The 23,249-nt window shown below is 59.4% G+C and carries 22 protein-coding genes, 1 pseudogene and 1 riboswitch; of the genes and pseudogenes, 13 read left to right on the top strand and 10 right to left on the bottom strand.

Features of this window, described 5'->3' with window-relative positions; translation table 11 throughout:
* Positions 1–291 precede the first annotated feature (291 nt).
* From ACZZZU_RS19415 to ACZZZU_RS19405, 3 genes are all read right to left on the bottom strand, one after another.
* Entirely contained in the window at positions 292–1,662 is a 1,371-nt protein-coding gene (locus ACZZZU_RS19415; RefSeq protein WP_463551544.1) for a DUF1329 domain-containing protein, read from the bottom strand.
* A 32-nt stretch (positions 1,663–1,694) separates the two neighbouring features.
* Complete coding sequence (locus ACZZZU_RS19410; RefSeq protein ID WP_463551543.1) at positions 1,695–3,656, bottom strand: DUF1302 domain-containing protein; 1,962 nt, start codon at positions 3,654–3,656, stop codon at positions 1,695–1,697.
* Positions 3,657–3,888: 232 nt separating this feature from the next.
* Positions 3,889–5,571, bottom strand: a complete 1,683-nt coding sequence (locus ACZZZU_RS19405) for a fatty acid--CoA ligase (protein ID WP_463551542.1) — start codon at positions 5,569–5,571, stop codon at positions 3,889–3,891.
* Between the two features lie 275 nt (positions 5,572–5,846).
* On the opposite strand from ACZZZU_RS19405, the gene ACZZZU_RS19400 reads away from it, so the two are divergent.
* Positions 5,847–7,022: a thiolase family protein gene (locus tag ACZZZU_RS19400; protein WP_463551541.1), complete on the top strand. Its 1,176-nt coding sequence runs from the start codon at positions 5,847–5,849 to the stop codon at positions 7,020–7,022.
* A 128-nt stretch (positions 7,023–7,150) separates the two neighbouring features.
* Here the strand turns inward: ACZZZU_RS19400 and ACZZZU_RS19395 are convergent, their stop codons facing one another.
* On the bottom strand, positions 7,151–7,783 hold the full coding sequence (locus ACZZZU_RS19395; RefSeq protein ID WP_463551540.1) for a LysE family translocator: 633 nt from the start codon (positions 7,781–7,783) through the stop codon (positions 7,151–7,153).
* A 70-nt stretch (positions 7,784–7,853) separates the two neighbouring features.
* Here ACZZZU_RS19395 and ACZZZU_RS19390 point away from each other — a divergent pair, with 70 nt between their 5' ends.
* From ACZZZU_RS19390 to ACZZZU_RS19375, 4 genes are all read left to right on the top strand, one after another.
* On the top strand, positions 7,854–8,819 hold the full coding sequence (locus ACZZZU_RS19390) for a 2-hydroxyacid dehydrogenase (RefSeq protein WP_463551539.1): 966 nt from the start codon (positions 7,854–7,856) through the stop codon (positions 8,817–8,819).
* Between the two features lie 40 nt (positions 8,820–8,859).
* Positions 8,860–9,858 (top strand): methyltransferase, encoded by a 999-nt coding sequence (locus ACZZZU_RS19385; RefSeq protein ID WP_463551538.1) that lies wholly within the window; start codon positions 8,860–8,862, stop codon positions 9,856–9,858.
* A gap of 36 nt (positions 9,859–9,894) precedes the next feature.
* Positions 9,895–10,028, top strand: a riboswitch (yybP-ykoY riboswitch).
* A gap of 86 nt (positions 10,029–10,114) precedes the next feature.
* Positions 10,115–10,699, top strand: a complete 585-nt coding sequence (locus tag ACZZZU_RS19380; protein ID WP_463381820.1) for a TMEM165/GDT1 family protein — start codon at positions 10,115–10,117, stop codon at positions 10,697–10,699.
* A 132-nt stretch (positions 10,700–10,831) separates the two neighbouring features.
* A complete protein-coding gene (locus ACZZZU_RS19375) occupies positions 10,832–11,275 on the top strand; it encodes a ketosteroid isomerase-related protein (RefSeq protein WP_122492855.1) in 444 nt (147 codons plus the stop codon).
* Positions 11,276–11,386: 111 nt separating this feature from the next.
* On the opposite strand, the gene ACZZZU_RS19370 is transcribed toward ACZZZU_RS19375, so the two are convergent.
* The gene (locus tag ACZZZU_RS19370) at positions 11,387–12,205 is read right to left on the bottom strand and encodes a M48 family metallopeptidase (RefSeq protein ID WP_122492856.1); all 819 of its coding nucleotides are present in this window, start codon (positions 12,203–12,205) and stop codon (positions 11,387–11,389) included.
* Positions 12,206–12,298: 93 nt separating this feature from the next.
* On the opposite strand from ACZZZU_RS19370, the pseudogene ACZZZU_RS19365 reads away from it, so the two are divergent.
* Positions 12,299–13,657: pseudogene (locus ACZZZU_RS19365) on the top strand (methyl-accepting chemotaxis protein); the annotation flags it as partial.
* A 15-nt stretch (positions 13,658–13,672) separates the two neighbouring features.
* A complete protein-coding gene (locus tag ACZZZU_RS19360; RefSeq protein WP_463384642.1) occupies positions 13,673–14,515 on the top strand; it encodes a methyl-accepting chemotaxis protein in 843 nt (280 codons plus the stop codon).
* 150 nt (positions 14,516–14,665) lie between these two features.
* On the opposite strand, the gene ACZZZU_RS19355 is transcribed toward ACZZZU_RS19360, so the two are convergent.
* Positions 14,666–15,208, bottom strand: coding sequence for a phage infection protein (locus tag ACZZZU_RS19355; protein WP_463551537.1), 543 nt, complete (start codon positions 15,206–15,208; stop codon positions 14,666–14,668).
* 160 nt (positions 15,209–15,368) lie between these two features.
* Positions 15,369–16,103: an SDR family oxidoreductase gene (locus ACZZZU_RS19350; protein ID WP_122492859.1), complete on the bottom strand. Its 735-nt coding sequence runs from the start codon at positions 16,101–16,103 to the stop codon at positions 15,369–15,371.
* 206 nt (positions 16,104–16,309) lie between these two features.
* Here ACZZZU_RS19350 and ACZZZU_RS19345 point away from each other — a divergent pair, with 206 nt between their 5' ends.
* Entirely contained in the window at positions 16,310–16,747 is a 438-nt protein-coding gene (locus ACZZZU_RS19345; RefSeq protein WP_463551536.1) for a nucleoside deaminase, read from the top strand.
* Between the two features lie 233 nt (positions 16,748–16,980).
* Positions 16,981–18,090, top strand: coding sequence for a polyamine ABC transporter substrate-binding protein (locus ACZZZU_RS19340; protein ID WP_463551535.1), 1,110 nt, complete (start codon positions 16,981–16,983; stop codon positions 18,088–18,090).
* 153 nt (positions 18,091–18,243) lie between these two features.
* Here the strand turns inward: ACZZZU_RS19340 and ACZZZU_RS19335 are convergent, their stop codons facing one another.
* Positions 18,244–19,179 (bottom strand): glutathione S-transferase family protein, encoded by a 936-nt coding sequence (locus tag ACZZZU_RS19335; RefSeq protein WP_463551534.1) that lies wholly within the window; start codon positions 19,177–19,179, stop codon positions 18,244–18,246.
* A 64-nt stretch (positions 19,180–19,243) separates the two neighbouring features.
* Complete coding sequence (locus ACZZZU_RS19330; RefSeq protein WP_463552161.1) at positions 19,244–19,543, bottom strand: GIY-YIG nuclease family protein; 300 nt, start codon at positions 19,541–19,543, stop codon at positions 19,244–19,246.
* 299 nt (positions 19,544–19,842) lie between these two features.
* On the opposite strand from ACZZZU_RS19330, the gene ACZZZU_RS19325 reads away from it, so the two are divergent.
* The gene (locus tag ACZZZU_RS19325; RefSeq protein WP_122492864.1) at positions 19,843–20,094 is read left to right on the top strand and encodes a ribbon-helix-helix protein, CopG family; all 252 of its coding nucleotides are present in this window, start codon (positions 19,843–19,845) and stop codon (positions 20,092–20,094) included.
* Positions 20,069–20,359, top strand: a complete 291-nt coding sequence (locus tag ACZZZU_RS19320) for a type II toxin-antitoxin system RelE/ParE family toxin (RefSeq protein ID WP_463551533.1) — start codon at positions 20,069–20,071, stop codon at positions 20,357–20,359. The genes ACZZZU_RS19325 and ACZZZU_RS19320 overlap by 26 nt, the downstream gene beginning before the upstream one ends.
* A gap of 9 nt (positions 20,360–20,368) precedes the next feature.
* Here the strand turns inward: ACZZZU_RS19320 and ACZZZU_RS19315 are convergent, their stop codons facing one another.
* Complete coding sequence (locus ACZZZU_RS19315) at positions 20,369–20,839, bottom strand: nuclear transport factor 2 family protein (RefSeq protein ID WP_463551532.1); 471 nt, start codon at positions 20,837–20,839, stop codon at positions 20,369–20,371.
* Positions 20,840–20,961: 122 nt separating this feature from the next.
* Between ACZZZU_RS19315 and ACZZZU_RS19310 the strand changes: the two genes are divergently transcribed.
* On the top strand, positions 20,962–21,906 hold the full coding sequence (locus ACZZZU_RS19310) for a GlxA family transcriptional regulator (RefSeq protein ID WP_463381812.1): 945 nt from the start codon (positions 20,962–20,964) through the stop codon (positions 21,904–21,906).
* Between the two features lie 63 nt (positions 21,907–21,969).
* A complete protein-coding gene (yaaA, locus tag ACZZZU_RS19305; protein WP_463551531.1) occupies positions 21,970–22,749 on the top strand; it encodes a peroxide stress protein YaaA in 780 nt (259 codons plus the stop codon).
* The last annotated feature ends 500 nt before the right edge of the window (positions 22,750–23,249 follow it).

Here is a 23,249-nt window from a genome sequence, read left to right as displayed (position 1 = left end):
CTCCTACAAAAACTCGATCCCTGTAGGAGAGGCTTTAGCCTCGATGCTCTCCTACAAAAAACTCGGCCCCTGTGGGAGAGACTTTAGCCTCGATGCTTTTGCTTTTCGACCGCGACGAAAATCGAGATCGAGCGAGCTAAGGTGAGGCAAGGCGCCCCGCAGCTTTAGAGCGGAGCGTACTGCAGTACGTGAGCATCTAAAGCGAGGACGCAACGCAGCATCGCCTTAGCGCAGCCGATCGACAGGCATAAAAAAACCGGCCAGGAGGCCGGTTCTTTTATGGCGCTACGCTTACCGAACGCCGGACTGGCGCAGGGCTGCTGGCGTGTAATCCGACTCAGAGGCTTTGAAGTCGAAGTCGTACGCTTGTTTTTCTTCGTTCTTCATACCCAGAGCGATGTAACGGCCAGACAACAGGTCGTACAGGGTTTCCAGGGTGTACCACGGCACTTGCTTGTCGTAGTAGTACTCGGCATGCGCTTCCGCTACACGCCACAGGGTTCCACGACCGTCGTAGTGGTCGCCTTCGGATACCTGCCAGGTATCTTCGTCGAGGTAGAAGTCACGCTTGGCGTAGATGTGGCGCTCGCCGGCTTTCAGCGTGCCGACTACGTGCCATACGCGGTGCAGCTCGTAACGGGTCAGGTCCTGGTTGATGTGACCGGCCTTGATGATGTCGGCGTACTTCAGGTTCGGCGAATCGAGGCGGTAGTTGTTGTACGGAATGTAGATCTCTTTCTTGCCTTCCAGCTTCCAGTCGTAACGATCTGGCGCGCCGTTGTACATGTCGAAGTTGTCCGAGGTACGCAGGCCGTCAGCGGCGGTACCTGGACCGTCATACGACACTTGCGGAGCGCGGCGAACACGACGCTGACCGGCGTTGTAGATCCACGCCAGGCGCGGCTCTTTAACCTGGTCGAGGGTTTCGTGCACCAGCAATACGTTACCGGCCAGACGCGACGGCGCGGTTACCTGTTGCTTGAAGTAGAACAGGATGTTGCTTGGCTTGCTGGCGTCGTAGTCGGTCAGGTTGGCGCGGAAGGTGAACTGATCCTGGAAGTACACCAGCGAGTAGGATCCGTTGGCCTGAGGCGTGGCCTGGGTTACCAGACGACGCAGGCTACCGCCGCGATAACGGGTGATCTGGTTCCAGATCGCTTCGGCACCGTCTTTTGGAATCGGGAACGGGTACGCAGTGGTGAAGTTCTCCAGGCCGTTGCCACCCTGAACCAGCTTGGTGTTAACGGCGTTTTTCTTCGCCGCTTCTTGCACGTCAGCAGGAACGGTAGCGGTACGGTGCGTGGTGTACACCGGAATCTTGTAGGTTTCCGGGTAGCGTTTGAACATCGCGTACTGGCCAGGGGTGAGCTTGGCTTTGTACTGCTCAACGTTTTGCGCGGTGATGGTGAACAGCGGCTTTTCACTGGCGAACGGGTCGCTGATAAAGCCTTTGGCATCTACGGTGCCGGCATTCTTTGGCAAACCGCCAGTCCAGGCCGGAATAGTGCCGTCAGCGTTGCCAGCCATTTCCGCGCCCAGCGGCGTGAGGGTAGTACCGAGCTTGGCAGCTTCTTCGGCCGAAACAGCGGCCATTACGCTAGTAGCCAACATCGACAGCGCCAGTGCAGCGCCGGTGTTGAGCAGACTCTTTGTTATTTTCATAGTCATCGTCTTCCTCAAAGTTCTTTGTCTGCTTAGAAGTTCACGCCGAAGCTGAGCGCGGCGAAGTCGCGGTCTTCCAGAGTGTTGAAATCGCCACCAAAGAAGTTGGTGTACGACAGGCTGGCGGTGTAGGTGTTTTGATAGTCAGCATCCATACCCAAGCTGACGGCTTTGGCGCCTTCGTTGAAGGAGCTGTTCGGGCCGTAGCCGCTGACGTCATGAGACCAGGCCACGTTTGGCTTCAGGTTGATGCCGGCGAATACGCTGTTGTAGTCCCAGATGGCACGAGCGCGATAACCCCATGCAGTCGAAGTCGTGAAGCCATCGTTGCTGCAATATTTGGAGATGTTCTTGCCGGTTCTGCTGCCCAGAGTGCTTGTGTTCAAGCCTTGGCAAGCGGAATAGGTGCCGCCAATTCCAGGCGTGGTTACGGTGTAGTTGCCTGGCAATTGGCCTGGGCCGTAAATCGGGTCGCGGCCGTAGCGAGCCTCGTCGCGGCTTTCCAAACCACCGGTGTGAACCACACCTACTTCGCCGACGACGGTAAAGCGCTCAGCGCCCATAACCTGATCGAAGAAGTGAGTAAACGTGGTTTGGAACTGGGTGATTTCTTTACGACGATAGCCGTGCAGATCTTGCCCTGCTGCGCCATCAAGCACCGAAATATTCTGGATGCCAGCGCCGTTAAACGCGGTTGCCAATCCGCCGGTGAGCGCCGGGTTACCCAGAGGCTTCAGACCTGCGTACAGAATATCGGTGGAGTTCAATTGCACTGGCGCGTTCGGGCGGTAGCTCAACTCACCGCTCCACGCTGTACCTTCCGGCAGGGTGGTCGAAAAGCTCAGACCATACAGACGGATGTCTTCCGGATATTCCATGAAGTAGTTGGAGTTGCCTGCAACCGGCACAGAAATCAGGTAGGACGGAATCCGGCCAGTACCAACAGCCTGAGCCGCGCGAGTGAAGGCCAGCGGGTCGGCACCATGACCACTGAAGATCGGCGTGCGACTGTGATAGTTCATGAAGTACGCGCCGAACTCAGTGTTAAGCGGATCCGCGAAGTAGCGGAATGCGGTACCCCATTGACCACTGTCGCGTGCATCACGATCACCACCACGCGGCACGATGATGCCTTCGGAGGTTTGGTCAACCTGATATTGCGGCGAGCCAAGCGCACGCATTGCAGCGTTTACCGCGGCCGCAGCGGCCGGGTTGCCGGACAGCGCATTCAAATTGTTGTCGCAACCGTCTGCCACGATGTCTGGCTGAGCGAAGAACGTACCGCAGTTATCGGTAACGGTCTGGTCCCATTCCAACTGGTAGAAGAACTCGGCAGACAGGTTTTCGGTCAGGCTTTGCTGAACGGTGAACATGTTCACCGGAATCAAGCCTTCTTTAATTTCTGCGCCAGGACGGCGGAACGCCGAAACGTCGACAGGGTTGATCGCGTTGATACCGCCCTGGATGAAAGTACTTTCACCCCAGCTCACTACTTGTTTACCGAGACGTACGCTGCCCGGTTGATTAGCGATGGCGTAGTTGTGATAAACGAAGGCGTCCAGAATTTGCGCGCCGGAGGCCTGTGCGCCTTCTTTGCGGTTGTGGTCGGAGATCTGTTTGAACTCGCGATCTTCGTCTTTCAGTTCGAAGTCATACCAATACTTGCCACGAACGAATACGCCGGTATCGCCGTATTTGAGCTCAAGGTCATGGATGCCTTTGAAAATCTTGGAGAAGGTTTCTCCGCTCTTGAAGTTGAGATGCGAATCGTCAGAGGTTTGGGAAAGACCGTTGCCACCGTTGTTCGAACCAATGAAGTCTTTGTCCGGAGAGGTAGTCGACCAGCTCGCGCCTACAGACAGCGACGAGTCGAACGAACCCTCGATTTCGCCAATGTTAAAGGTCACAGCAAAAGCAGGTGTGGCGAGGGTGGTGGCGAGGCTGACGGCCAGTGGCAGTTTTGCCCGGCGCCAGAACGTTCTTGTTGTTGTCATCGACGCTACTCCATGTTTGTTTTTTTGTTATGGATGGCAGCGACTATAGCCACAAGGTCGTACGCAATGATCCATCTAAAGTGTGATTTGAAGGCGCCAAGCACTCTGGAATGCAGGTTTCGGCGGTCTGAGGGGTGTGACTGAGGGCGGGATGTGGCGCAAAGCCAGCGCCGGAGGGGCCAAGCGCTTGCTTGGGAGGCGGGCCGCACGCTGTGTGTGCGGCCCGATACAGTCAAACGGTGGACAAAAATGCGCTGCCGGCTTCCTGCCATTGGGCGATATCCAGGCGGATACGTTTCTTGTCCAGCTTGCCGACGCTGGTTTTGGGAATTTCGGTAACAAGGGCAATTTGCGAGGGAATCGCCCACTTGCTCAAAAGCCCTTGCTCCACGAAAGGCTTGAGGTGTTCCTTCAGGCTTTTCGCGTCCAGCGTATGACCGTCGCGCGCAACTAGCAGCGCAAAAGGGCGCTCGCCCCACTGCGGGTCGGGAATTCCCACCACCGCTACTTCGCGCACGCCGGGGTGACGGCTGACAAGATCTTCCAGCTCCAGCGAAGAAATCCATTCGCCGCCGGTTTTGATTACATCTTTGATACGGTCGCGAATGTCGATAAAGCCCATGTTGTCGAGCGTGGCCACGTCGCCGGTGTGCAGCCAGCCGCCTTCCCACAGTTCTTCACTCTTCTGCGGTTCCAGGTAATAACCCTGGGTTAGCCATGGCGCGCGCAGCACCAGCTCGCCTTGCGACTCGCCGTCGGCGGGCAGGAAGTTGCCGTCGGCGTCGATGACGGCCGCTTCCACCAATGGCACCGGCACGCCGGCTTTGATTTTGTAGGTGGTGCGTTCGTCTTCGCTGCCGGCCAGCAGCTCGTCGTTCATGTGGGCGCAGGAAATCATCGGGCAGGTTTCCGACATACCGTAAGCAGCAGTCAGATGAATGCCTCGAGCCTTCGCCGCTTCATACAGCGAGCGGTTCAGCGAGCTGCCGCCGATGATGATTTTCCAGCCTTTGAAGTCCACGTCTTGCGCGGCTTTGGCGTTCATCACCATTTGCAGAATGGTCGGTACGCAGTGAGAAAAGGTGACCTTCTCTTTTTTCCACAAGCCCACCAACAGTTCGGGATCGTAACGGCCCGGATACACCTGTTTGATGCCGAGCATGGTCGCCACATACGGCACGCCCCAGGCGTGAACGTGGAACATCGGGGTGATTGGCATGTACACGTCATCGTTGGCCATCAGCCGCGGCGTGTGCACGGCGCCCATCATGCTGGCCATGCCCATGGTGTGCAGCACCAGCTGGCGATGGGTGAAGTACACGCCCTTGGGGTTGCCGGTGGTGCCGGTCGTATAAAAGGTGGTGGCGACCGAGTTTTCATCGAAGTCGGGGAAGTCGTACTGCGCGCTGGCGGCTTGCAGCAGCGTTTCGTACTCGCCGACCAGACCGGGCAGGTCGGCCGTTTTGTCAGCGCCGTCGGTGAGCAGGATGGTTTTTTCAACCGTGGTGAGGGCGCCGGCGATGCCTTGGTAGATCGGCAGGAACTCGCTGTTGACCAGCACAAAGCGGTCGTCGGCGTGGTTCATGGTGTAGAGAATCTGCTCGGGAGACAGGCGGATATTGATGGTGTGCAGCACGGCGCCGATCATCGGCACAGCGAACATGCATTCCAGGTAACGGTGGCTGTCCCAGTCCATCACGGCCACGGTGTCACCGGCTTTCACGCCGGCATTGGTGAGCACGTTGGCCAGACGGGCGACGCGCTCGTTAAAGGTGAGGTAGCTGTAACGCACCAGGTCGCGGTAAACGATTTCCCGGGTTTTCTCGTAGCGACTGCCCGACAGCAGCAAGCGTTTAATCAGCAGCGGCGCTTGGTACGCATTGTCGGCGGGTTGGATTACGCGGGTTTGCAGCATGGAAAACACCTATGCACACGGCCTAATGGAGTGAAACACCTGCGCCGGACCTGGCGATATCGCCCCTGGTCTTGGGGCCAGCGGGCACGGTCGCGACGTTTCACGTTTTCTTGTATGGCGCACTCTAGAGCCGCTGCGCTAGGCATAAATCAGTCAAAAGAATGATTTCCACGTGACTCTTTGGCCACTTTTAGTCACGAGGTAGAATCGGCACCATCGGCCAGTCTCCGACGGCCACACCAGACGTTTCACCAGAACAAGAGAGAGCAGTTCACATGTCAGACATCGTTATCGTTAGTGGCGCCCGCACGCCAATGGGTGGTTTCCAGGGCAGCCTGTCCGGCGTTCCGGCCGTCGACCTCGGCGCCGTGGCCATTCGTGAAGCGGTGCAACGCGCTGGCATCGAAGCCGCCGATGTACAGGAAGTGATCATGGGCTGCGTATTGCCCGCCGGCCTCAAGCAAGGCCCGGCGCGCCAAGCCTCGCTGAATGCCGGCCTGCCCGCCGCCACCGGTTGCACCACCATCAATAAGCTCTGTGGCTCCGGCATGAAAGCCGTGATGCTCGCTCATGACCTGCTCAAAGCCGGCACCAACACCGTGATGGTGGCGGGCGGCATGGAAAGCATGTCGAACGCGCCCTACATCTTGGAAAAAGCCCGCTCCGGCCTGCGCATGGGCCATGGTGAGGTGAAAGACCACATGTTTCTCGACGGCCTGGAAGACGCCCGCACTGGTCGCTTGATGGGCTCGTTCGCTCAGGAAACCGCAGACAAATACGGCATCGGTCGCGAAGAGATGGACGCCTACGCCATCGAGTCGCTCAAGCGCGCGCAGAAGGCGATTGCCGACGGCTCGCTGGCCGCCGAAATCGTGCCGGTCACTGTCACCAGCCGCAAAGGCGAGGTCGTGGTGAAAGACGACGAGCAGCCGCTGAATGCCAACCTGGAAAAAATTCCCGGCCTGAAACCGGCGTTCCGCAAAGACGGCACCATCACCGCCGCCAACGCCAGCTCGATTTCCGACGGCGCCAGCGCGCTGGTGCTGATGACTGCCGAAGAAGCTGCGCGTCGTGGTTTGAAGCCGCTGGCAAAAATCGTCGGTCACGCCACCCAGAGCCAAGACCCCAGCGAATTCACCATCGCGCCCATCGGCGCCATGAGCAATCTGTTCGCCAAAACCGGCTGGAACAAAGACGACGTCGACCTGTTTGAAATCAACGAGGCCTTCGCCATGGTCACCATGCTCGCCATGCGTGAACACGGTCTGGACCACGCCAAGGTCAACGTCTACGGCGGCGCCTGCGCCCAGGGCCACCCTGTCGGCTCGACGGGCTCGCGCATCATCCTCACCTTGATCAACGCCCTGAAAAACACCGGCGGCAAACGTGGTATGGCGTCGTTGTGCATCGGCGGTGGAGAAGCGACGGCAGTGGCGGTTGAGTTGGTTTAAGCAATTGCCAGAAACGCAAAAGCCCGGCTCTGATGCCGGGCTTTTTTTTCACTGTAGGAGCGAGCTTGCTCGCGAACCCTGCAAACGGCATTCGCGAGCAAGCTCGCTCCTACATGTGCAACGCGTGCTTACGGCATCCGCGCCAGCGCCACCTTCACCCCCAACCCCACCAACACCACACCCATCGCCCGATCAAACCAATGTCCCATGCGCGAAAAACCAGCGCGCACACGCTCCTGGCTAAACAACCACGCCACCATGCAAAACCACGTAGCCGTCGCGGCGGCCAGGTACACACCGTAGCCCGCCTGCACCGGCAACGGCGTATGCGGATTGATGACGACGGTGAACAGCGAGAGGAAAAACAGCGTGGCTTTGGGGTTCAAGCCGTTAGTGACAAAGCCGCTGACAAACGCACTGCGGGCGCTGCGCTGTACCGGCTCCACCTTCAACTGTTGCTCATCGCCGGCAGTCGCCGGTTGCGCGCGAAGGGCCTTGATGCCGATGTAAATCAGGTACGCCGCAGCCAGCCATTTCAGCGCACTGAACAGCACAATCGATTGCGACACGATCAGCCCGATGCCCAGCAGCGAATACGTAACGTGCAGGAAAATGGCGCAGCCCACACCGAGTGCGGTCCAGGTGCCGGCGCGTCGCCCATTGGCCACGCTTTCGCGCACCACCACGGCGAAATCCGGGCCGGGGCTGGCCACTGCCAACAGGTGAATCAGGGCAACGGTTAGAAACTCCGTCCAGTACATAAGTGGCGCTCCGCAGTCTGTTAGGCTGGCCACGATACGCCCTCCCCCGACCGCAAAAAAGGTACAGCTGATGACCAGCCGCAGCCGCGCCGTGTTTCTCGATCACGACTCCCTCGACCTCGGCGACCTCGACTTCGCTCCCCTGCGCGCCGCCTTCGGCGAGCTGACGCTGCATGCCAGCAGCACGCCTGAGCAAGTGGCCGAACGCGTGCAAAACGCCGAGGTGGTGATCACCAACAAAGCCCCTCTCACCGCTGAAACGTTCGCCGCTTGCCCGGCGCTGAAACTGGTGTTGGTGGCCGCCACCGGCACCAACAATGTCGACCTCGCTGCCGCCCGTGAACATGGCGTGGTGGTGTGCAACTGCCAGGGTTACGGCACGCCTTCAGTGGCGCAACACACCTTGATGTTGCTGCTGGCCTTGGCGACCCGTTTGCCCGATTACCAACAGGCGATTCGAGAAGGCAAATGGCAGCAGGCCAAGCAGTTTTGTTTGCTGGATTTCCCCATCGTCGAACTGGAAGGTAAAACCCTCGGCCTGCTTGGTCATGGCGAATTGGGCAGCGCGGTGGCGAAGCTGGCCGAGGCGTTTGGCATGCGCGTGTTGCTGGGGCAATTGCCGGGACGGCCGCCCCGTGAAAATCGCCTGCCGCTGGAGCAATTGCTGCCGCAAGTCGACGCATTGACCCTGCACTGCCCGCTCAACGAACACACCCGCAACCTGATAGACGCACCGCAGCTGGCGCTGATGAAACCCAGCGCATTTTTGCTGAACACCGCCCGTGGTGGCCTGGTCAATGAACAAGCATTGGCTGATGCATTGCGCCGGGGTCATCTCGGCGGCGCGGCCACGGATGTGCTGAGCCAGGAACCGCCGAGCGCTGGCAATCCGTTGCTGGCGAACGACATTCCACGGCTGATCGTCACGCCCCACAGCGCGTGGGGAAGCCGCGAAGCGCGCCAGCGCATCGTTGGCCAACTGAGCGAAAACGCCGAGGCATTTTTCCTCGGTGCGCCGAAACGACAGGTCGGCTAAGCTGCCCCGCTTTTTGCCGCCCCCATCCAAGGAGACGCCCATGGACCCGCGAAGCGAAGTGCTGCTGCGTCAGCCCGAACTGTTCACCGGTAACGTGCTGTTGGCGGGTTTGCCGGCTGACGGTTTGCTCGGCGAACTGCCTGCTGCACATGGCTGGAGCTGGCATGCCGGCGACCACAACAACCTGAGCGAGCGCTTCGCCCAGCGCTGCCATTTCGGCGTGGCGCCGAGCGATCAGCCCTTTGATGCCGCCGTGGTGTTTCTGCCCAAGTCTCGCGAACTGACCGATTACCTGCTGACGGTGTTGGCGTCGCGCCTGGCCGGTCGCCAGTTGTTTTTGGTGGGTGAAAAACGCGCTGGGATCGAGCGTGCGGCCAAGCAACTGCAACCCTTCGGCAGCCCACGCAAACTCGACAGCGCGCGGCACTGTCAGCTGTGGCAAGTGACGGTGGAAAACGCACCGGCCGCACCGGATTTGAATGCCCTGGCGCAGCGCTACGAGCTGGAGCTGGATGACGGCCCGCTGACCATCCTCAGCTTGCCGGGCGTATTCAGTCACGGCCGTTTGGATCGCGGCACCGCACTGTTTCTGCAGCACGTAGACAAGCTGCCGAGCGGGCACATGCTCGACTTCGGTTGCGGCGCTGGCGTGGTGGGCGCGGTGCTGAAACGGCGTTATCCAGAGAGTTCGGTCACGCTGCTGGATGTCGATGCATTCGCGGCAGCAAGCAGCCGGTTAACGCTGGCTGCCAACGGCCTTGAAGCGGATGTGATCACCGGCGATGGCATTGATGCCGCGCCGAAAAACCTGATGGCCATTCTGACCAACCCCCCTTTCCACGAAGGCGTGCATACCCATTACCGCGCCACGGAAGAGCTGTTGCGCAAGGCGGTAAAACACCTGGAGCACAAAGGTGAACTGCGCCTGGTGGCCAACAGTTTTCTGAAATATCCGCCGCTCATCGAACAGCATCTGGGCCCGTGCGCCACGCTGGGGGAAGGTCAGGGTTTTCGCGTTTACCGAGCCAAACGGCATTAACTTTGGCTTGCCGCTTACAGCTTCCTCGGGCAGAATCCGCTCCGTCCTAGGGGAGTAGTCTCCCGCAAGCACTGCAATTGCCAGCGCTTCGCCCGGCACGCGTCAACATACTTGCTCCTCAGAGCATGGCGCGTGCGACCCAAGGTCCGCCTAGACGGACCCAGGGGTTTGACAAGACCTATGACACGTAACTCCTTACCCGGGGCGGGAAGAAGTACGTGTCATAGCCGTGTCTACCCGCCCCTGAGGAAGCCTGATGCTTGATTCCCTTCTCGTTCCAACCGGTATTGTCGCCTTGGCTGAAATTGGCGACAAAACCCAGCTGCTCGCCTTGATTTTGGCGGCGCGGTTCCGTAAACCCTGGCCGATCATTGCCGGCATTGTTGTGGCTACCCTCGCCAACCATGCGGCCGCCGGCGCGGTGGGCGCTTGGGTCAGCGGATTTTTCTCCGATGTGGTGTTGCACTGGATTCTGGCGGTGAGCTTTGCCGCGACCGCGTTGTGGACCTTGGTGCCGGACAAAATCGATGACGACGAAACGACTACGGCCCGTAGCTTTGGCCCATTCCTCACGACTCTGATTGCGTTCTTTCTCGCTGAAATCGGCGATAAAACGCAGATCGCCACCGTCATGCTCGCCGCGCAATATCCCGAGCTGTGGTTGGTGATCATTGGCACAACCGTGGGCATGTTGCTGGCGAACGTGCCGGTGGTATTGGCCGGCAATTTCGCTGCCGACAAACTTCCACTCACCTTGATTCGACGCCTGGCCGCTGGCGCGTTTTTCATCCTCGCAGGCATCGCGATTTACCGAGCACTGCAAGCGAGCGGCATGGCTTAACCCGCACCACTATCTGACGCCAGGTTACTGGCGTTTCGGCCAATGCCGATTCACAGCGGCGCCAGGCAGAGTCCGCTAGGCTTGCTTCTGGTTAAAGGAAGCCCTTCTAGCCCAACTCTGCCGAGCGCCGCTATGTCATTGGATGATATGAAAAGGCTGGTCCGCCACCACATCGACCTGTCATGGAATAAAGGTCGAATCGCCCTCGCTGAACAACTGCACAGCAAAAGCTTTATCTACAAAAGTTCGTTCGTTGGCCGCCCGCTCGACAGCGAAGCCTTTGGGCAGATGGTTGTCGACATCCGCAGCGCCATGCCCGACTTGGTTGTAGTGGTCGAAGAAATGCTGGCAGAAGGCAACAAGGTGTTCACCTGGAGCACCCTGATCGGCACGCTGGAAAAACCCACCCTCGGTTATCCCGCCAGTGACAAAGTGCTGAGCATTTCGGCCATGGCCTGCTGGACGCTGACCTGCGGCGGTGAAATCGAAGAGTTGTGCACCATCTTCGACATGGAAAGCTTCCGCTCCCAGCTCGGCCTGGTAACCCGGCCGTTCGCCGAAGTAGCGTTGCCCTGAACCAATACAAAAAACCTGTGGGAGCGGCTTTAGCCGCGATAGGTCAGTCGCCGTTTCTAAGCCTGACCAAGCGCGGCTAACCAATACCGCCAGCCGCTCCCAAGGATTTTATTACTTCGGTTTGGCCTGCTGATACAACGGCTCAACTTTCGGAATCGCCGCCTGCAACGAGGCGATGCGGCTGCTGCTGGCCGGGTGCGTGCTCATGAATTCAGGTGGTGAACCTTCGCTGGCCTGGCTCATTTTCTGCCACAGGGTTACCGCTGCATTGGGGTTGTAACCGGCGCGGGCGGACAGTTCGAGGCCGATAAGGTCAGCTTCGTTTTCGTTCTCGCGGCTGTTGGGCAGCGTCAGGCTGTACTCCACAACCGTGTCGGCCAAGGCCATCGAATCTTCGCCCAGCCCCAGCAATGCGCCGGCCCCTTGCTTGGCGATTTCCATGCCGTAGGCCTTGGACATGGCCTCGCGGCCGTGCTCGCGCAGGGCGTGGGCAATTTCGTGGCCCATGACCGCGGCCAGCTCGTCATCGGTGAGTTTCAGTTGGTCGATCAGGCCGCTGTACACAATGATCTTGCCGCCAGGGCCGCAGTTGGCATTGAGCTCTTCGCTGTCGACCAGGTTCACTTCCCACGCCCACTGCGCCGAATCCGGACGCAGCTTTGGCGCTTGGGCAATCAGCCGTTTGGCCACTGCGTCAACGCGTTTGGCGTTGGCGCTGGTCTTGTCCAGCTGGCCTTTGCCTTTGGCCTCGCTAAGGGTTTGTTGGTACGACTGCGCATACATCTGGTTGACCTCTTGGGTCGACAGCATGCTGAACATGTATTGCTTGCGTCCCACTCCAACAGAGTCGCCGCTGGTGGTGTTGACCGCCTGACAGGCGCTCAGTAGCAGGCCTGCGGCCACTACCGTCAAACGAAAAGAGTGCTTCATACCGGTCCTCCATAAACGGGTTCGTATGCTAGTGCGCCCACCTTTGCAGAACAACCACACTTGCGCTCTGGCAATCGGCCATCTTTGCTACACATGTCCGCCGCTCATGCTTTCGCAGCAGGCGGCCGATACGCCAGGGACAGGTTGCCAACAAAGTCCGATGTGGGGGTGTTCATGCGTTTGAAATCCATCCAGTTCTCCGTAGCCTTGTTGGCCGGTGCCAGCGTGTTGGCTGTTGTGGCCGCGCTGGTGCTGTATTCGCTATTCGCCGGTGCGCGCACCCAGGACATGGTGAAAACCAGCACCCAGTCGCTGCTTGAAGAAATGATTCACCAGCGTCTGACCACACTGGCCCAGGCGCAGGTCAGTCAAATTTTGCGTGAGCTGGAATATCCCTTGGTCATCGCCGCCGGCGTCGCGCAAACCAATGCTCTGGTTGGCGAAACCGACAGCAGCGGCGCGCCGGCGGTGAGCCTGTCGCGGGAAGAATTACTCAACCTGCTGCACGACGCCCTGCAAAAGAATCCGAAACTGGTCGATGCCTATATCGGCTGGGAGCCTGGCGCGTTTGACGGCAATGACGCCGCCTACGCCGGGCAGACCGCCAAGGGCGCCAGCGACATCGGGCGTTTTATTCCGTGGTGGTACCGCAAAGAGGACGGCAGCCTGACCCTCGACACCCTCGGCCCGGATATCGAAAGCAGCAAGCTGCTGCCCACCGGCGTGCGTGCCGGCGAATATTACCTGTGCCCGCGCGAAACCAAGCGCACCTGCCTGATCGATCCGGCTCCCTACGAAATGGGCGGCAAGATGGTCATGCTCGCCTCGTTCAACGTGCCGATTCTGGCCAAGGGCGAATTCAAAGGCATCGTCGGTGCCGACCTCACCGTCGACTTCATTCAGGAACTGCTTAAAACCGAAGACGCCAAGCTTTACGACGGCGCCGGTGAGCTGGGCCTGATTTCCAACAACGGCCGCATCGTTGCCTACACCAAAGACCCCAGCAAACTCGGCGCGCCAAGCACCGAAGTGCTGCCGGGCATTGGCGATGTGAAATCGCTGCCGCTGGGCCAGGCGACCTTCAGCACCAACAAAGACACCGGCGAGCTGCAATTGCTGATGCCATTCAACATCGCCGAAACCGGCAGCCGCTGGACCCTCGTGCTGCAAGTACCGGAAAAAGCCGTGTATGCCGAACTCAACGCCCTGCACCAGAAACTCAACGACCAACGCCAAACCGACACCCTCGGCATGACCCTAGTGGGCTTGGTGATTGCCGGCATCGGCCTGTTGGTGATCTGGTTCGTCGGCTACGGCATTGCCCGTCCGCTGAAACAGATGGTGGTGATGCTGGACGACATCGCCAAAGGCGACGGCGACCTGACCAAGCGCCTGCACGTGGACCGCGCCGACGAGCTGGGGCAAATCGCCAACGGCTTCAACACGTTCCTCAACAAGCTGCAAAACATGATTCGCGATGTGGTGGGCTCGGTGCAGAAAGTCAGCGACTCTTCGGAAAACACCGCTGACATCGCCATCCGCACCAACCAGGGCGTGCAGCGGCAGATGACCGAGATCGACCAAGTGGCCACCGCCGTGCACGAGATGACCGCCACTGCCCAGGACGTAGCGCGTAACGCCACCCTGGCAGCCGAGTCTGCCAACGCCGCCGACCGCTCGGCCAACGAAGGCAAACGCATCGTCAACAACACCTCGCAAGCCATCGCCTCGCTCGCCACTGAAATCGGTCGCGCCGTGGCGGTGGTGCAGAACCTGGCCAAAGACAGCGAAAACATCAACGCCATCCTCACCGCCATTCGCGGCATTGCCGAGCAGACCAACCTGCTCGCCTTGAACGCGGCCATCGAAGCAGCGCGGGCCGGCGAACAGGGCCGCGGTTTTGCCGTGGTAGCGGACGAAGTGCGCAACCTGGCGCAGAAAACCCAGCAGGCCACCGAAGAAATTCAGGCCATGATCCAGCAACTGCAGCACGGCACCCGTGAGGTGGTGAAGGTCATGGAAGACAGCCAGGGCAAAACCGACGAGAGCGTTAAGCACGCCGCCCAAGCCGCCGGCGCGCTGGATGCGATCACCGAAGCGGTGTCGGTGATCAACGACATGAACACCCAGATCGCCAGCGCCGCCGAAGAGCAAAGCGCGGTGGCCGAGGACATCAACCGCAACGTCACCAACATCGGCCAGGTGGCGGCCGAGGTGGCCGGTGGCGCGGATGAGGCCAGCAAGGCGAGCGCGGAATTGACCAAATTGGCCGAGCAGCAGCGGCGGCTGATTAATCAGTTTCGGGTGTAAGTTTCGCGGTCGCCGTTTGCAGGAATCGAGGCTGAAGCCTCTCCTACACTCCAACGGATTTTGTAGGAGAGGCTTTAGCCTCGATGCTCTTGATTTTAAAAACAAAAAGCCCGGCATCCGCCGGGCTTTGTTTTTTTACTGCGTCAGTTGTTAGCTGATACGACCAGCACCTACACGATCAGCGCCACCTTCAGCTACGCGGTTAGCGCCGGTACGGTCTGCACCGCCTTCAGCTACACGGTTAGCGCCGGTACGGTCAGCACCGCCTTCAGCTACACGGTTTGCGCCAGTACGATCAGCACCACCTTCAGCTACACGGTTAGCGCCAGTACGGTCAGCGCCGCCTTCAGCTACACGGTTAGCGCCAATACGGTCAGCGCCGCCTTCAGCTACACGGTTAGCGCCAGTACGGTCAGCACCACCTTCAGCTACGCGGTTGGCGCCGGTACGGTCGGCACCGCCTTCGGCTACACGGTTAGCGCCAGTGCGGTCAGCACCACCTTCGGCTACGCGGTTAGCGCCAGTGCGGTCGGCACCACCTTCGGCTACGCGGTTGGCGCCGGTACGGTCGGCACCACTTTCAGCGACTGCTTGGGAATTCAATTGTTGGTACAGGTCGGTGGCGTGAACAGTCACAGCGCTGGCGGCCAGTACGGACAGAGTCAAGCTGAGGATCAATTTGTTGGTTTTCATGATGTTCGCTCCAGAAGTTTTGTTTGCTTGGGTGTGAAGCTAGTATTGATCGATTTATTTACTGTGAAAAGCGCAAATATCCGCCTAAACATATCCACTTATTAGATATATAAGCCTATGCACAGGCGGATAGCGCCGGTCGCAACTGAGTGTGGGAGGGTTAGTACGGGCTTGCGGTCGGTCGCACGATCAGCTCGCTGACGTCGACATCTGCTGGTTGCTCAACGGCGTAGGCGATGGCGCGAGCGATGGCCGATGCCGGAATGGCAATCTTGCGGAACTCACGCATCTCAGCGCGCCCGCCTTCGTCGGAGATGCTTTCGGCCAGCTCGGATTCGGTAACGCCCGGCGCGATGACGGTGACGCGAATGTCGCCGCCTACTTCCTGACGCAATCCTTCGGAAATCGCCCGCACCGCGTACTTGGTGGCGCAATACACAGCGGCAGTCGGGCTGACGGCGTAGGCGCCGATCGAGGCGATGTTGATGATCTGCCCGGCACGTTGTTTCTGCATCAGCGGCAACGTGGCGGCGATTCCGTGCAGCACGCCGCGAATGTTCACGTCGATCATCTGATTCCACTCATTGATTTTAAGCGCTTCGAGTTTGGACAGCGGCATGACACCGGCATTGTTGACCAGCACATCAACGCGACCATGCAGCTCGACGGCAAAGTCGATAAACGCCTGCACGTCTTCCATATTGGTAACGTCCAGCGCCCGCACATCGGCGATGCCACCGGCTTCGCGAATTTCGGCGGCCAAGGTTTCCAGGCGGTCAGTGCGACGGGCGCCGAGCACGACCTTGGCGCCCTGGCTGGCCAGAAGGCGTGCGGTGGCTTCGCCGATACCGCTGCTGGCGCCGGTGATGGCGATGACTTTCTGAACTGTTTGCATGGCGTATCTCCTGATCCGTTTTTTTAGAGGTCCTGCCTGAGCAGGTCTGGGATCAAGAATAAGAACGCCGGGCAAGTGAGGGTTATTCGATTACTGCGGCGTGTTTGCACATTCCTGCAAGCGTGAATTGGCAGCGACAAAGCCATCGCCACCACGCGCCCAATCGCCTAGGGTGTGGTTATCGCTATCCCATGTCAGGAGAAACCATGGACGCCTTTATGCAAGCGGCAATCGAAGAAGCACAGTTGGGACTGGCCGAAGGCGGCATTCCGATTGGCTCGGTGTTAGTGCATGACGGTCGCATCATCGGGCGCGGCCACAACCGTCGCGTGCAAGAGGGCAGCGTGATCAAACATGGCGAAATGGATGCGCTGGAAAACGCCGGTCGCCAACCCGCCAGCCTGTACCGCGACGCGGTGCTCTACACCACGTTGTCGCCCTGCCCCATGTGCAGTGGCGCAATTTTGCTCTACGGCATTCGCCGGGTAATCGTCGGTGAAAACCAGACATTTATGGGCGACGAGGCGTTGCTGCGAAGCCGTGGCGTGCAAGTCGATGTGCTGAACAACCACACCTGCGTGTCGCTGATGGAACAGTTCATTGCCGAGCAGCCGCAGCTGTGGAATGAAGACATCGGCGAGTAAACCCTCGTCAACCCGCGCACTACCGGACGGGGCAGCCGCCCCGTTCTCCCCGCCTGACTCCCGCACTTTTCCGCGCGTGCACGCGAGAAAGACTTCCCGCCGCACCAGCCCCTAGATTCGAGCCCCTGCCCGCTTTACGTAATTGCGCCCCGGCCACGCCGTGGTTCGGCAAACCCACAACGAATCGATGCAAGGCATAACTCTAATTACCTGCTCGGTTCTTCGGAGTAAGCATGATGAAAGGCTCGTTCGGCAAAACCACCCTGGGCTGCGCCATGGGGTTGGTCATGGGATTCTCACTGCACGCCAGTGCCGCCCAGCAGGAAATTCACTTCGCCAACTGGGGCGATTATGTCGGCCCCACCACCTTCGCCGATTTTGAAAAGGAAACGGGCATCAAGGTGGTGCTGGAGCCTTACGACTCCAACGAAATTCTCGAGACCAAACTGCTCACCGGTAACTCCGGCTACGACGTGGTCGTGACCTCCGCTGAGTTTCTCGCCCGCCAGATCAAGGCAGGCATTTACAGCCCGCTCGACCGCACCCAGTTGCCCAACGCCAAAAACCTTAACCCCGAGCTGATGAAAAGCCTCGAGGTGTCGGATCCCGGCAATACCTTCTCCGTGCCGTACCTGTGGGGCACCATCGGCATTGGTTACAACACCGCCAAAATAAAAGCCGCCCTGGGCGATAACGCGCCAGTGAACAGCTGGGATTTGGTGTTCAAGCCCGAGAATCTGGCCAAATTGAAAGGCTGCGGCGTGGCCATGCTCGATGCGCCGACCAAGATTATTCCGCTGGCGCTGTTCTACCTGGGCAAAGACCCGAACAGCGAGAAACCCGAGGAGATCGCCGCCGCCACCAAATTGCTGCAAACGCTCAAGCCATCCATCACCTATTTCAGCTCCACCAAATACATCGCCGACCTCGCCAACGGCGACATTTGCGTGGCCGTGGGCTTTTCCGGCGACGTGCTGCAAGCGCGGCAAAGCGCCATCGACGCGGGCAAGAAAAATGACGTGGCCTATAGCGTGCCGGATCAGGGAAGCAACATCTGGTTCGACAACCTGGCGATTCCCAAAACAGCCAAGAACGCTGCCGGCGCCCACGCGTTTATCAACTACCTGATGCGCCCGGAGGTTATCGCCGGCATCAGCAACTACCTGCGTTACGCCAACCCCAACACCGCCTCGCAGCCGCTGCAGGACCAAGCGGTGCGTGAGAACACGGCCATTTACCCAGACGAAAAACTGATCGCGAAAATGTTTGTCAGCCTGCCACCGTCGCAAGCTGCACTGCGGGTGATTACGCGGAGTTGGAGCACGATCAAGTCGGGTATTTGACCCGGAGCGCGTCAAAAAAAGCGCCCGGTGTCTGCCGGGCGTTTTTCTTTAATCTTGCAGAGCTTCGAGGCTAAAGCCTCTCCCACAGGGATCGCATTTCTGATGTAGGAGAGGCTTCAGCCTCGATTGTTGCAACAGGCGATTCGGCAGTAATCACTGCGCTTCAATCTTGAAACCAAACCGCGGGAAGTGCACATGCACCACCCCGCCGCGTGGGTCTTCGCGACGCAGAATCAACTCTTCGCGCCCAGCGAACAGCAGCTCACCCGCCACCGGATCGACGCCGTAGTCCGTCGCGGCGATGGTCACCTGTTGTCCCGCCTTGAAACCGTTCGGGTCTTCCAATGCCTCTTCGGGCAACGGCGCAGGCGTGGCGGAACGAGCGACTTCCAGCGCCTCTTCTGCCGTCATCGGCGTGGAGGAGCCGTGGCCAAAACCCAGCACGCGCCCAAGCCAGGCAGACACCAACGGATAGTCATCCACCAACGGCGCGGTTACCGGCGTGGCCTTGAGGAACCACAACTGGTGAGCCAGGGCGAAGTCGGCATGGCTGGCATCGCCGAACAGGAAGTCGCTGCTGCTGGCCGCGAGCTGTTGCTCTAGACGGGCCATGAATTGCGGCCAATGGTGTTGCGCTTGCGCCAACGGCACACGACTGGCGCTGCCGCCGCTGAACAGGCCGGCGCGGTCAGCGATAAACGCTTTCACCGCCTCAGGCGGCAATTTGCCAAAACGCACGGCAACCGAATCCGGTTGAAACACCAGAGCCACCGCGTGTTGGAACAGTACGGAATCGATCCAGTTGGTAAAGCCGGTGATGGCGAACAGTTGCTCAGCCGGGAACAGCGCGGGCGTGGCTTTTTCTGCTTCCAGGCGGCGGGCAATCAAGGCGGTATCGCAGTAAATATCGGCGCCTACTTGCAGCACCGGGGTCTTACGGTAGCCGCCGGTCAAGGCGACCAGATCGGGTTTGGGCATTACCGGCGAGATCATGACCGAGCGCCAAGACAACTGCTTGAATCCCAGCATCAACCGCGTTTTTTCAGCAAAGGGCGATGTGGGGTAATGGTGCAGAATCAACTCAGACATAACGGCTCCGGGGCGCTAGATGAACGCTGAAGCTTACGCGGCAAAGTGGCCCCGGCCCACCCAATCAAGCTGATGGCGCGTTATCACCCGATTGAATCACCGTGCCGCTTGCCGCAAGCACTTCTTTGGCTTTCTTGCTCAGCCGTTTGATCGCGCGTTCACGTCGCAGCGCATCGCCCTTGTTTTCGCACTGCTCCACATACACCAGCGCCACCGCCGGACTGGAATAAAAGAAACGCGCGCCTTTTCCGCTCTGATGCACCGCGAAGCGTCGATGCGCGTCATCGCTGATGCCGCAGTACAAGGCGCCATTGGCCGCGCGGACCAAGTAGACGAACCAGGGCTTGCCGCTTGGCTTGCACACGGGGGGCGGCTCGCAAACGGATGGGGATTCGCCATCACTGGGGGAAGCGGACAACTGCAACCTGAGTACCTTGTAGAAATCACCGCTGCGCCGGGCGGCGCGGGGTTGGGCATGGTAACCGAGGCACGGCTGCACACAGATGGGCTATTCACAGCATTTTTCCTAGCGCATCGCCAGACGCCCCAGGCCTCGCTCAAGGATCTTTCGAGCTGTCGCCACTGGGCAAGTTGAATACAGTAGGACCTCCCGTATACTGGAGCGACACTATGTTAAGGCTGTATACAAATGAGGTCCCTGTGATGGCATCGCCTGTCTTGTCATTTCGCGTTGAAGACGATCTGGTTGAACGCTTGGACGAGCTCGCCCAAGCGACAGATCGTGATCGCCAATACCACCTCAAGCGCGCACTGGCGCGCTATGTGGAAGCCGAGTCTTGGCAGCTTCAAGCCACCATCCAAGGAATTGAGGATGCCGACGCCGGCAACCTCACGGATATCGACGCAGTGAAAGCGAAGTGGGTGAACCGTGCGAAAACTCGTACTGACCAATAAAGCCGAAAGCGATCTGGAGGCGATCCACGACCACTATGAAGCCTTAGTGGGGGCGGCCCATGCGGACGCCCTCGTGGTACGCCTGCTTGATTCGCTGCATTGTTTGCAGCGGTTCAACGGGCTGGGCCGGCCCTCACAGGCTCCCGGCATCCGGGAGCTGGTGTTAAACGAGTTGCCCTTTATCGCGCCCTATCGATTTGTCAAAAACGAGATTCAGGTGCTGCGGCTGTTGCACCAGCGCGCCGAGCGGCCGGAAAGCGGGTAACGGGCCGTCTCACCGCCCAGCACGAAACGCCGCCAAGCCCTTGCTCGCTTGTTTACGAATTGCGCCCTGCACCAACGGCGTCCAGCCCAGCAACGTGCCTTTGGTTCCGAGTGCCTGTGCGGACCATTTCCACAAGTCAAAACGATCGTGGTGCTCAACGATCTTGCCGTCGCGAAAAACGAAGCTTGCCTGAATGCGATTAACCACCGTGCGCCCGGTGCCGCTGAATAAATAAGTAGCGACCCAGTGCGCACTGCCACTTTGCTCATCGGCTTGCACGTTTGAATAATCGAGGGAAAAGTTCTGCGCACGGCTGGTGAGCATGCGCCACATATCAGCGGCTTCGCTGCCCTTGAGCGCGGGAAACACCGGATCACTGAAGGCCACGTCATCGGCATAGCACGCGGCCATGGCTTCAGCGTCTTTGCGCTGGAAGGCTTGGTAGAAACGAGTGATCAGTTCGGCGTTGGGGTGGCTCATGGCGGCTCCGGCTGGCGGTGGAAGTGGCGGCATTATCGAGCCACTGACAAAAATCCACGATTGGCTAAATAGACAAATCTGTGTTCAAAATAGCCACCCTCTCGTTTTTTGGTTGGCGCTTCATGCTGCGCATCGCCCTTTATATTTGCCCGCAAACGGTGTGCTCGAGCCTAAGCATGGCGATGGACGCATTTCAGTTGGCCAACCAACTGGCCGGGGAGCGCGTGTTCAACTTGCAGCGCTTCAGCCTGGACGGCCGCGCCGTGCAATTGCAGTTCGCGAGCATCAGCGTAGACGCAGACATGAGCCTCGCCGAGAACGCCGACTTGATCCTGCTGCCAGCGACCGGCAGTGCCATCGATACCACCTTGAGCGTGAACGCAGCCTTGTTGCCCTGGCTCGCGAAACAGGCGCCGCACCGTTTGCTCGCCAGTTTGTGCAGCAGCGCCTTTCTGCTGGGCGCCGCCGGGGTTCTTGATGGCCGAACTGCCACAACGCACTGGAGCCTCGCACCGCAGTTTCGTCAGCGTTTTCCGCTCGTGAACCTGCAAGCCGAACACCTGCTCACCCACGATGACCGCTTGTTTTGCTCGGGCGGCGCTCATGCCGGGCTCGACCTATGCCTGTACCTGATCGGCTGGCATGCCGGTGCCGACCTCGCGCAAAAAGTGGCCGCCGCGCTGGTATTCGACCAGGGCCGTGGCGAGCAAACCCGCTTTGCACCACTGGTGCCAGACACCCCGCGCACTGACCCGCTGCATCCGCTGCTGGCCTGGATGCGCAAACACCACGCCGAGCCGCTGGACTTACCGCGCCTGGCCCAGCAGGCCAATTGCTCACCGCGCACCTTGCTTCGGCGTTTTCGCGCCAGCACCGGCATCACGCCCAACGAGTATTTGCAGCGGCTACGCATTAGCGCGGCCCAGGCGGCGCTGCGTCAGCCGGCGCGCTCGTTGGAACAGGTGGCCGCCGACGTCGGCTTCGGTGACCGTGCGGCTTTTGCCAAACTGTTCAAGCATTTATCCGGCGAAACGCCGGGTGCCTTTCGCCAACGCTTGCGCGGTTAACAGCCGCCAGACAAAACGGCCGTCACCGCATAGAATCGCCGCAGCCTTTAGGAGACGCCTGCCATGCTGATGGTGATTTCACCCGCCAAGACCCTCGATTACGACACCCCGCCTGTTACCAGCCGCCATACCCAACCGCAACACATCGACCACGCCCAGGAACTGATCGCCCAACTGCGCGACTTCACCCCGGCGCAAGTGGCGGAGCTGATGCATTTGTCGGACAAGCTCGCTGCCCTGAACGTGGCGCGCTTCGGTAGCTGGTCGCCAAAATTCACCAAAAAGAACGCCAAGCAAGCACTGCTGGCGTTTAAAGGTGACGTGTACACCGGCATGCATGCCGACGACTTCAGCGAAGACGATTTCGACTTCGCGCAAAAGCATTTGCGCATGCTTTCCGGCCTATACGGCGTGCTGCGCCCGCTGGACTTGATGCAGCCGTACCGCCTGGAGATGGGCACCAAACTCGCCAACGCGCGCGGCAAGGATTTGTACGCATTCTGGGGCGACAGCATCAGCGGCTGGCTGAACCAGGCGCTCAAAGCGCAAGGCGATGACGTGCTGCTGAACCTGGCCTCCAACGAATACTTTGGCGCGGTAAAACGTCAGGCCTTGAAAGCGCGAATCATCAACACCGACTTCAAAGACCTGAAAAACGGCCAGTACAAAATCATCAGCTTCTACGCCAAAAAAGCGCGGGGAATGATGGCGCGGTACGTCATCAAAGAACGCCTCACCGACCCCGCCGGCTTGAAGGACTTCAACTACCAGGGTTACCGGTTCGACGCGGCGCAGTCCAAGCCGGACCACCTGGTTTTTCTGCGCGACGCTGCAGAGGAATAACGGCATCGCGGCTAAAGCGGATCGCCGCCCGGCCGCTCCTACAGAACTGTTCAGCCGTTGCCACAGAACTTCGCGCCCCTGTGGGAGCGGCTTTAGCCGCGATGCCTTTGGGCCAAACGAACTTCGTCATCCTGCCAAACCCAATCGCGGCTGAAGCCGCTCCCACAGATTGATGCGATCCCTGTGGGGGCGGCTTTAGCCGCGATGCTTATATCTGCGCAACGGCGCCGCAAACAGCTGCTGCCATTCAAAGTTCCCCACCTTTACCCCAACTTTAAGCGGGCATTTACAACACTATCGTCCTAACTCTAACTGGTGGCACTTTAACTATCCTAAAGTAGTGGCCAAAAGTTATTGAACCGCGCCGCGCCCTATATCCGGAGGCATACAGCGCCACTGCCACTATATTGAAATCACCTTAAACAGACGGCTTATTGCAAAGTATTGCGAAACCCTGACGAACGGTAGGAACTATCATTTCCCCAGCGGGCTCATAAACC

It is taken from the genome of Pseudomonas sp. AC136 (assembly GCF_979258585.1).
This window is presented reverse-complemented; position numbering and strand designations above follow the sequence as displayed.

Excerpts from the sequence above, each read along its gene's own strand:
- ACZZZU_RS19415 (WP_463551544.1), bottom strand. The coding sequence starts at position 1,662 with ATGAAAATAACAAAGAGTCTGCTCAACACCGGCGCTGCACTGGCGCTG.
- ACZZZU_RS19410 (WP_463551543.1), bottom strand. The coding sequence starts at position 3,656 with ATGACAACAACAAGAACGTTCTGGCGCCGGGCAAAACTGCCACTGGCC.
- ACZZZU_RS19405 (WP_463551542.1), bottom strand. The coding sequence starts at position 5,571 with ATGCTGCAAACCCGCGTAATCCAACCCGCCGACAATGCGTACCAAGCG.
- ACZZZU_RS19400 (WP_463551541.1), top strand. The coding sequence starts at position 5,847 with ATGTCAGACATCGTTATCGTTAGTGGCGCCCGCACGCCAATGGGTGGT.
- ACZZZU_RS19395 (WP_463551540.1), bottom strand. The coding sequence starts at position 7,783 with ATGTACTGGACGGAGTTTCTAACCGTTGCCCTGATTCACCTGTTGGCA.
- ACZZZU_RS19390 (WP_463551539.1), top strand. The coding sequence starts at position 7,854 with ATGACCAGCCGCAGCCGCGCCGTGTTTCTCGATCACGACTCCCTCGAC.
- ACZZZU_RS19385 (WP_463551538.1), top strand. The coding sequence starts at position 8,860 with ATGGACCCGCGAAGCGAAGTGCTGCTGCGTCAGCCCGAACTGTTCACC.
- ACZZZU_RS19380 (WP_463381820.1), top strand. The coding sequence starts at position 10,115 with ATGCTTGATTCCCTTCTCGTTCCAACCGGTATTGTCGCCTTGGCTGAA.
- ACZZZU_RS19375 (WP_122492855.1), top strand. The coding sequence starts at position 10,832 with ATGTCATTGGATGATATGAAAAGGCTGGTCCGCCACCACATCGACCTG.
- ACZZZU_RS19370 (WP_122492856.1), bottom strand. The coding sequence starts at position 12,205 with ATGAAGCACTCTTTTCGTTTGACGGTAGTGGCCGCAGGCCTGCTACTG.
- ACZZZU_RS19360 (WP_463384642.1), top strand. The coding sequence starts at position 13,673 with ATGATTCGCGATGTGGTGGGCTCGGTGCAGAAAGTCAGCGACTCTTCG.
- ACZZZU_RS19355 (WP_463551537.1), bottom strand. The coding sequence starts at position 15,208 with ATGAAAACCAACAAATTGATCCTCAGCTTGACTCTGTCCGTACTGGCC.
- ACZZZU_RS19350 (WP_122492859.1), bottom strand. The coding sequence starts at position 16,103 with ATGCAAACAGTTCAGAAAGTCATCGCCATCACCGGCGCCAGCAGCGGT.
- ACZZZU_RS19345 (WP_463551536.1), top strand. The coding sequence starts at position 16,310 with ATGGACGCCTTTATGCAAGCGGCAATCGAAGAAGCACAGTTGGGACTG.
- ACZZZU_RS19340 (WP_463551535.1), top strand. The coding sequence starts at position 16,981 with ATGATGAAAGGCTCGTTCGGCAAAACCACCCTGGGCTGCGCCATGGGG.
- ACZZZU_RS19335 (WP_463551534.1), bottom strand. The coding sequence starts at position 19,179 with ATGTCTGAGTTGATTCTGCACCATTACCCCACATCGCCCTTTGCTGAA.
- ACZZZU_RS19325 (WP_122492864.1), top strand. The coding sequence starts at position 19,843 with ATGGCATCGCCTGTCTTGTCATTTCGCGTTGAAGACGATCTGGTTGAA.
- ACZZZU_RS19315 (WP_463551532.1), bottom strand. The coding sequence starts at position 20,839 with ATGAGCCACCCCAACGCCGAACTGATCACTCGTTTCTACCAAGCCTTC.
- ACZZZU_RS19310 (WP_463381812.1), top strand. The coding sequence starts at position 20,962 with ATGCTGCGCATCGCCCTTTATATTTGCCCGCAAACGGTGTGCTCGAGC.
- yaaA (WP_463551531.1), top strand. The coding sequence starts at position 21,970 with ATGCTGATGGTGATTTCACCCGCCAAGACCCTCGATTACGACACCCCG.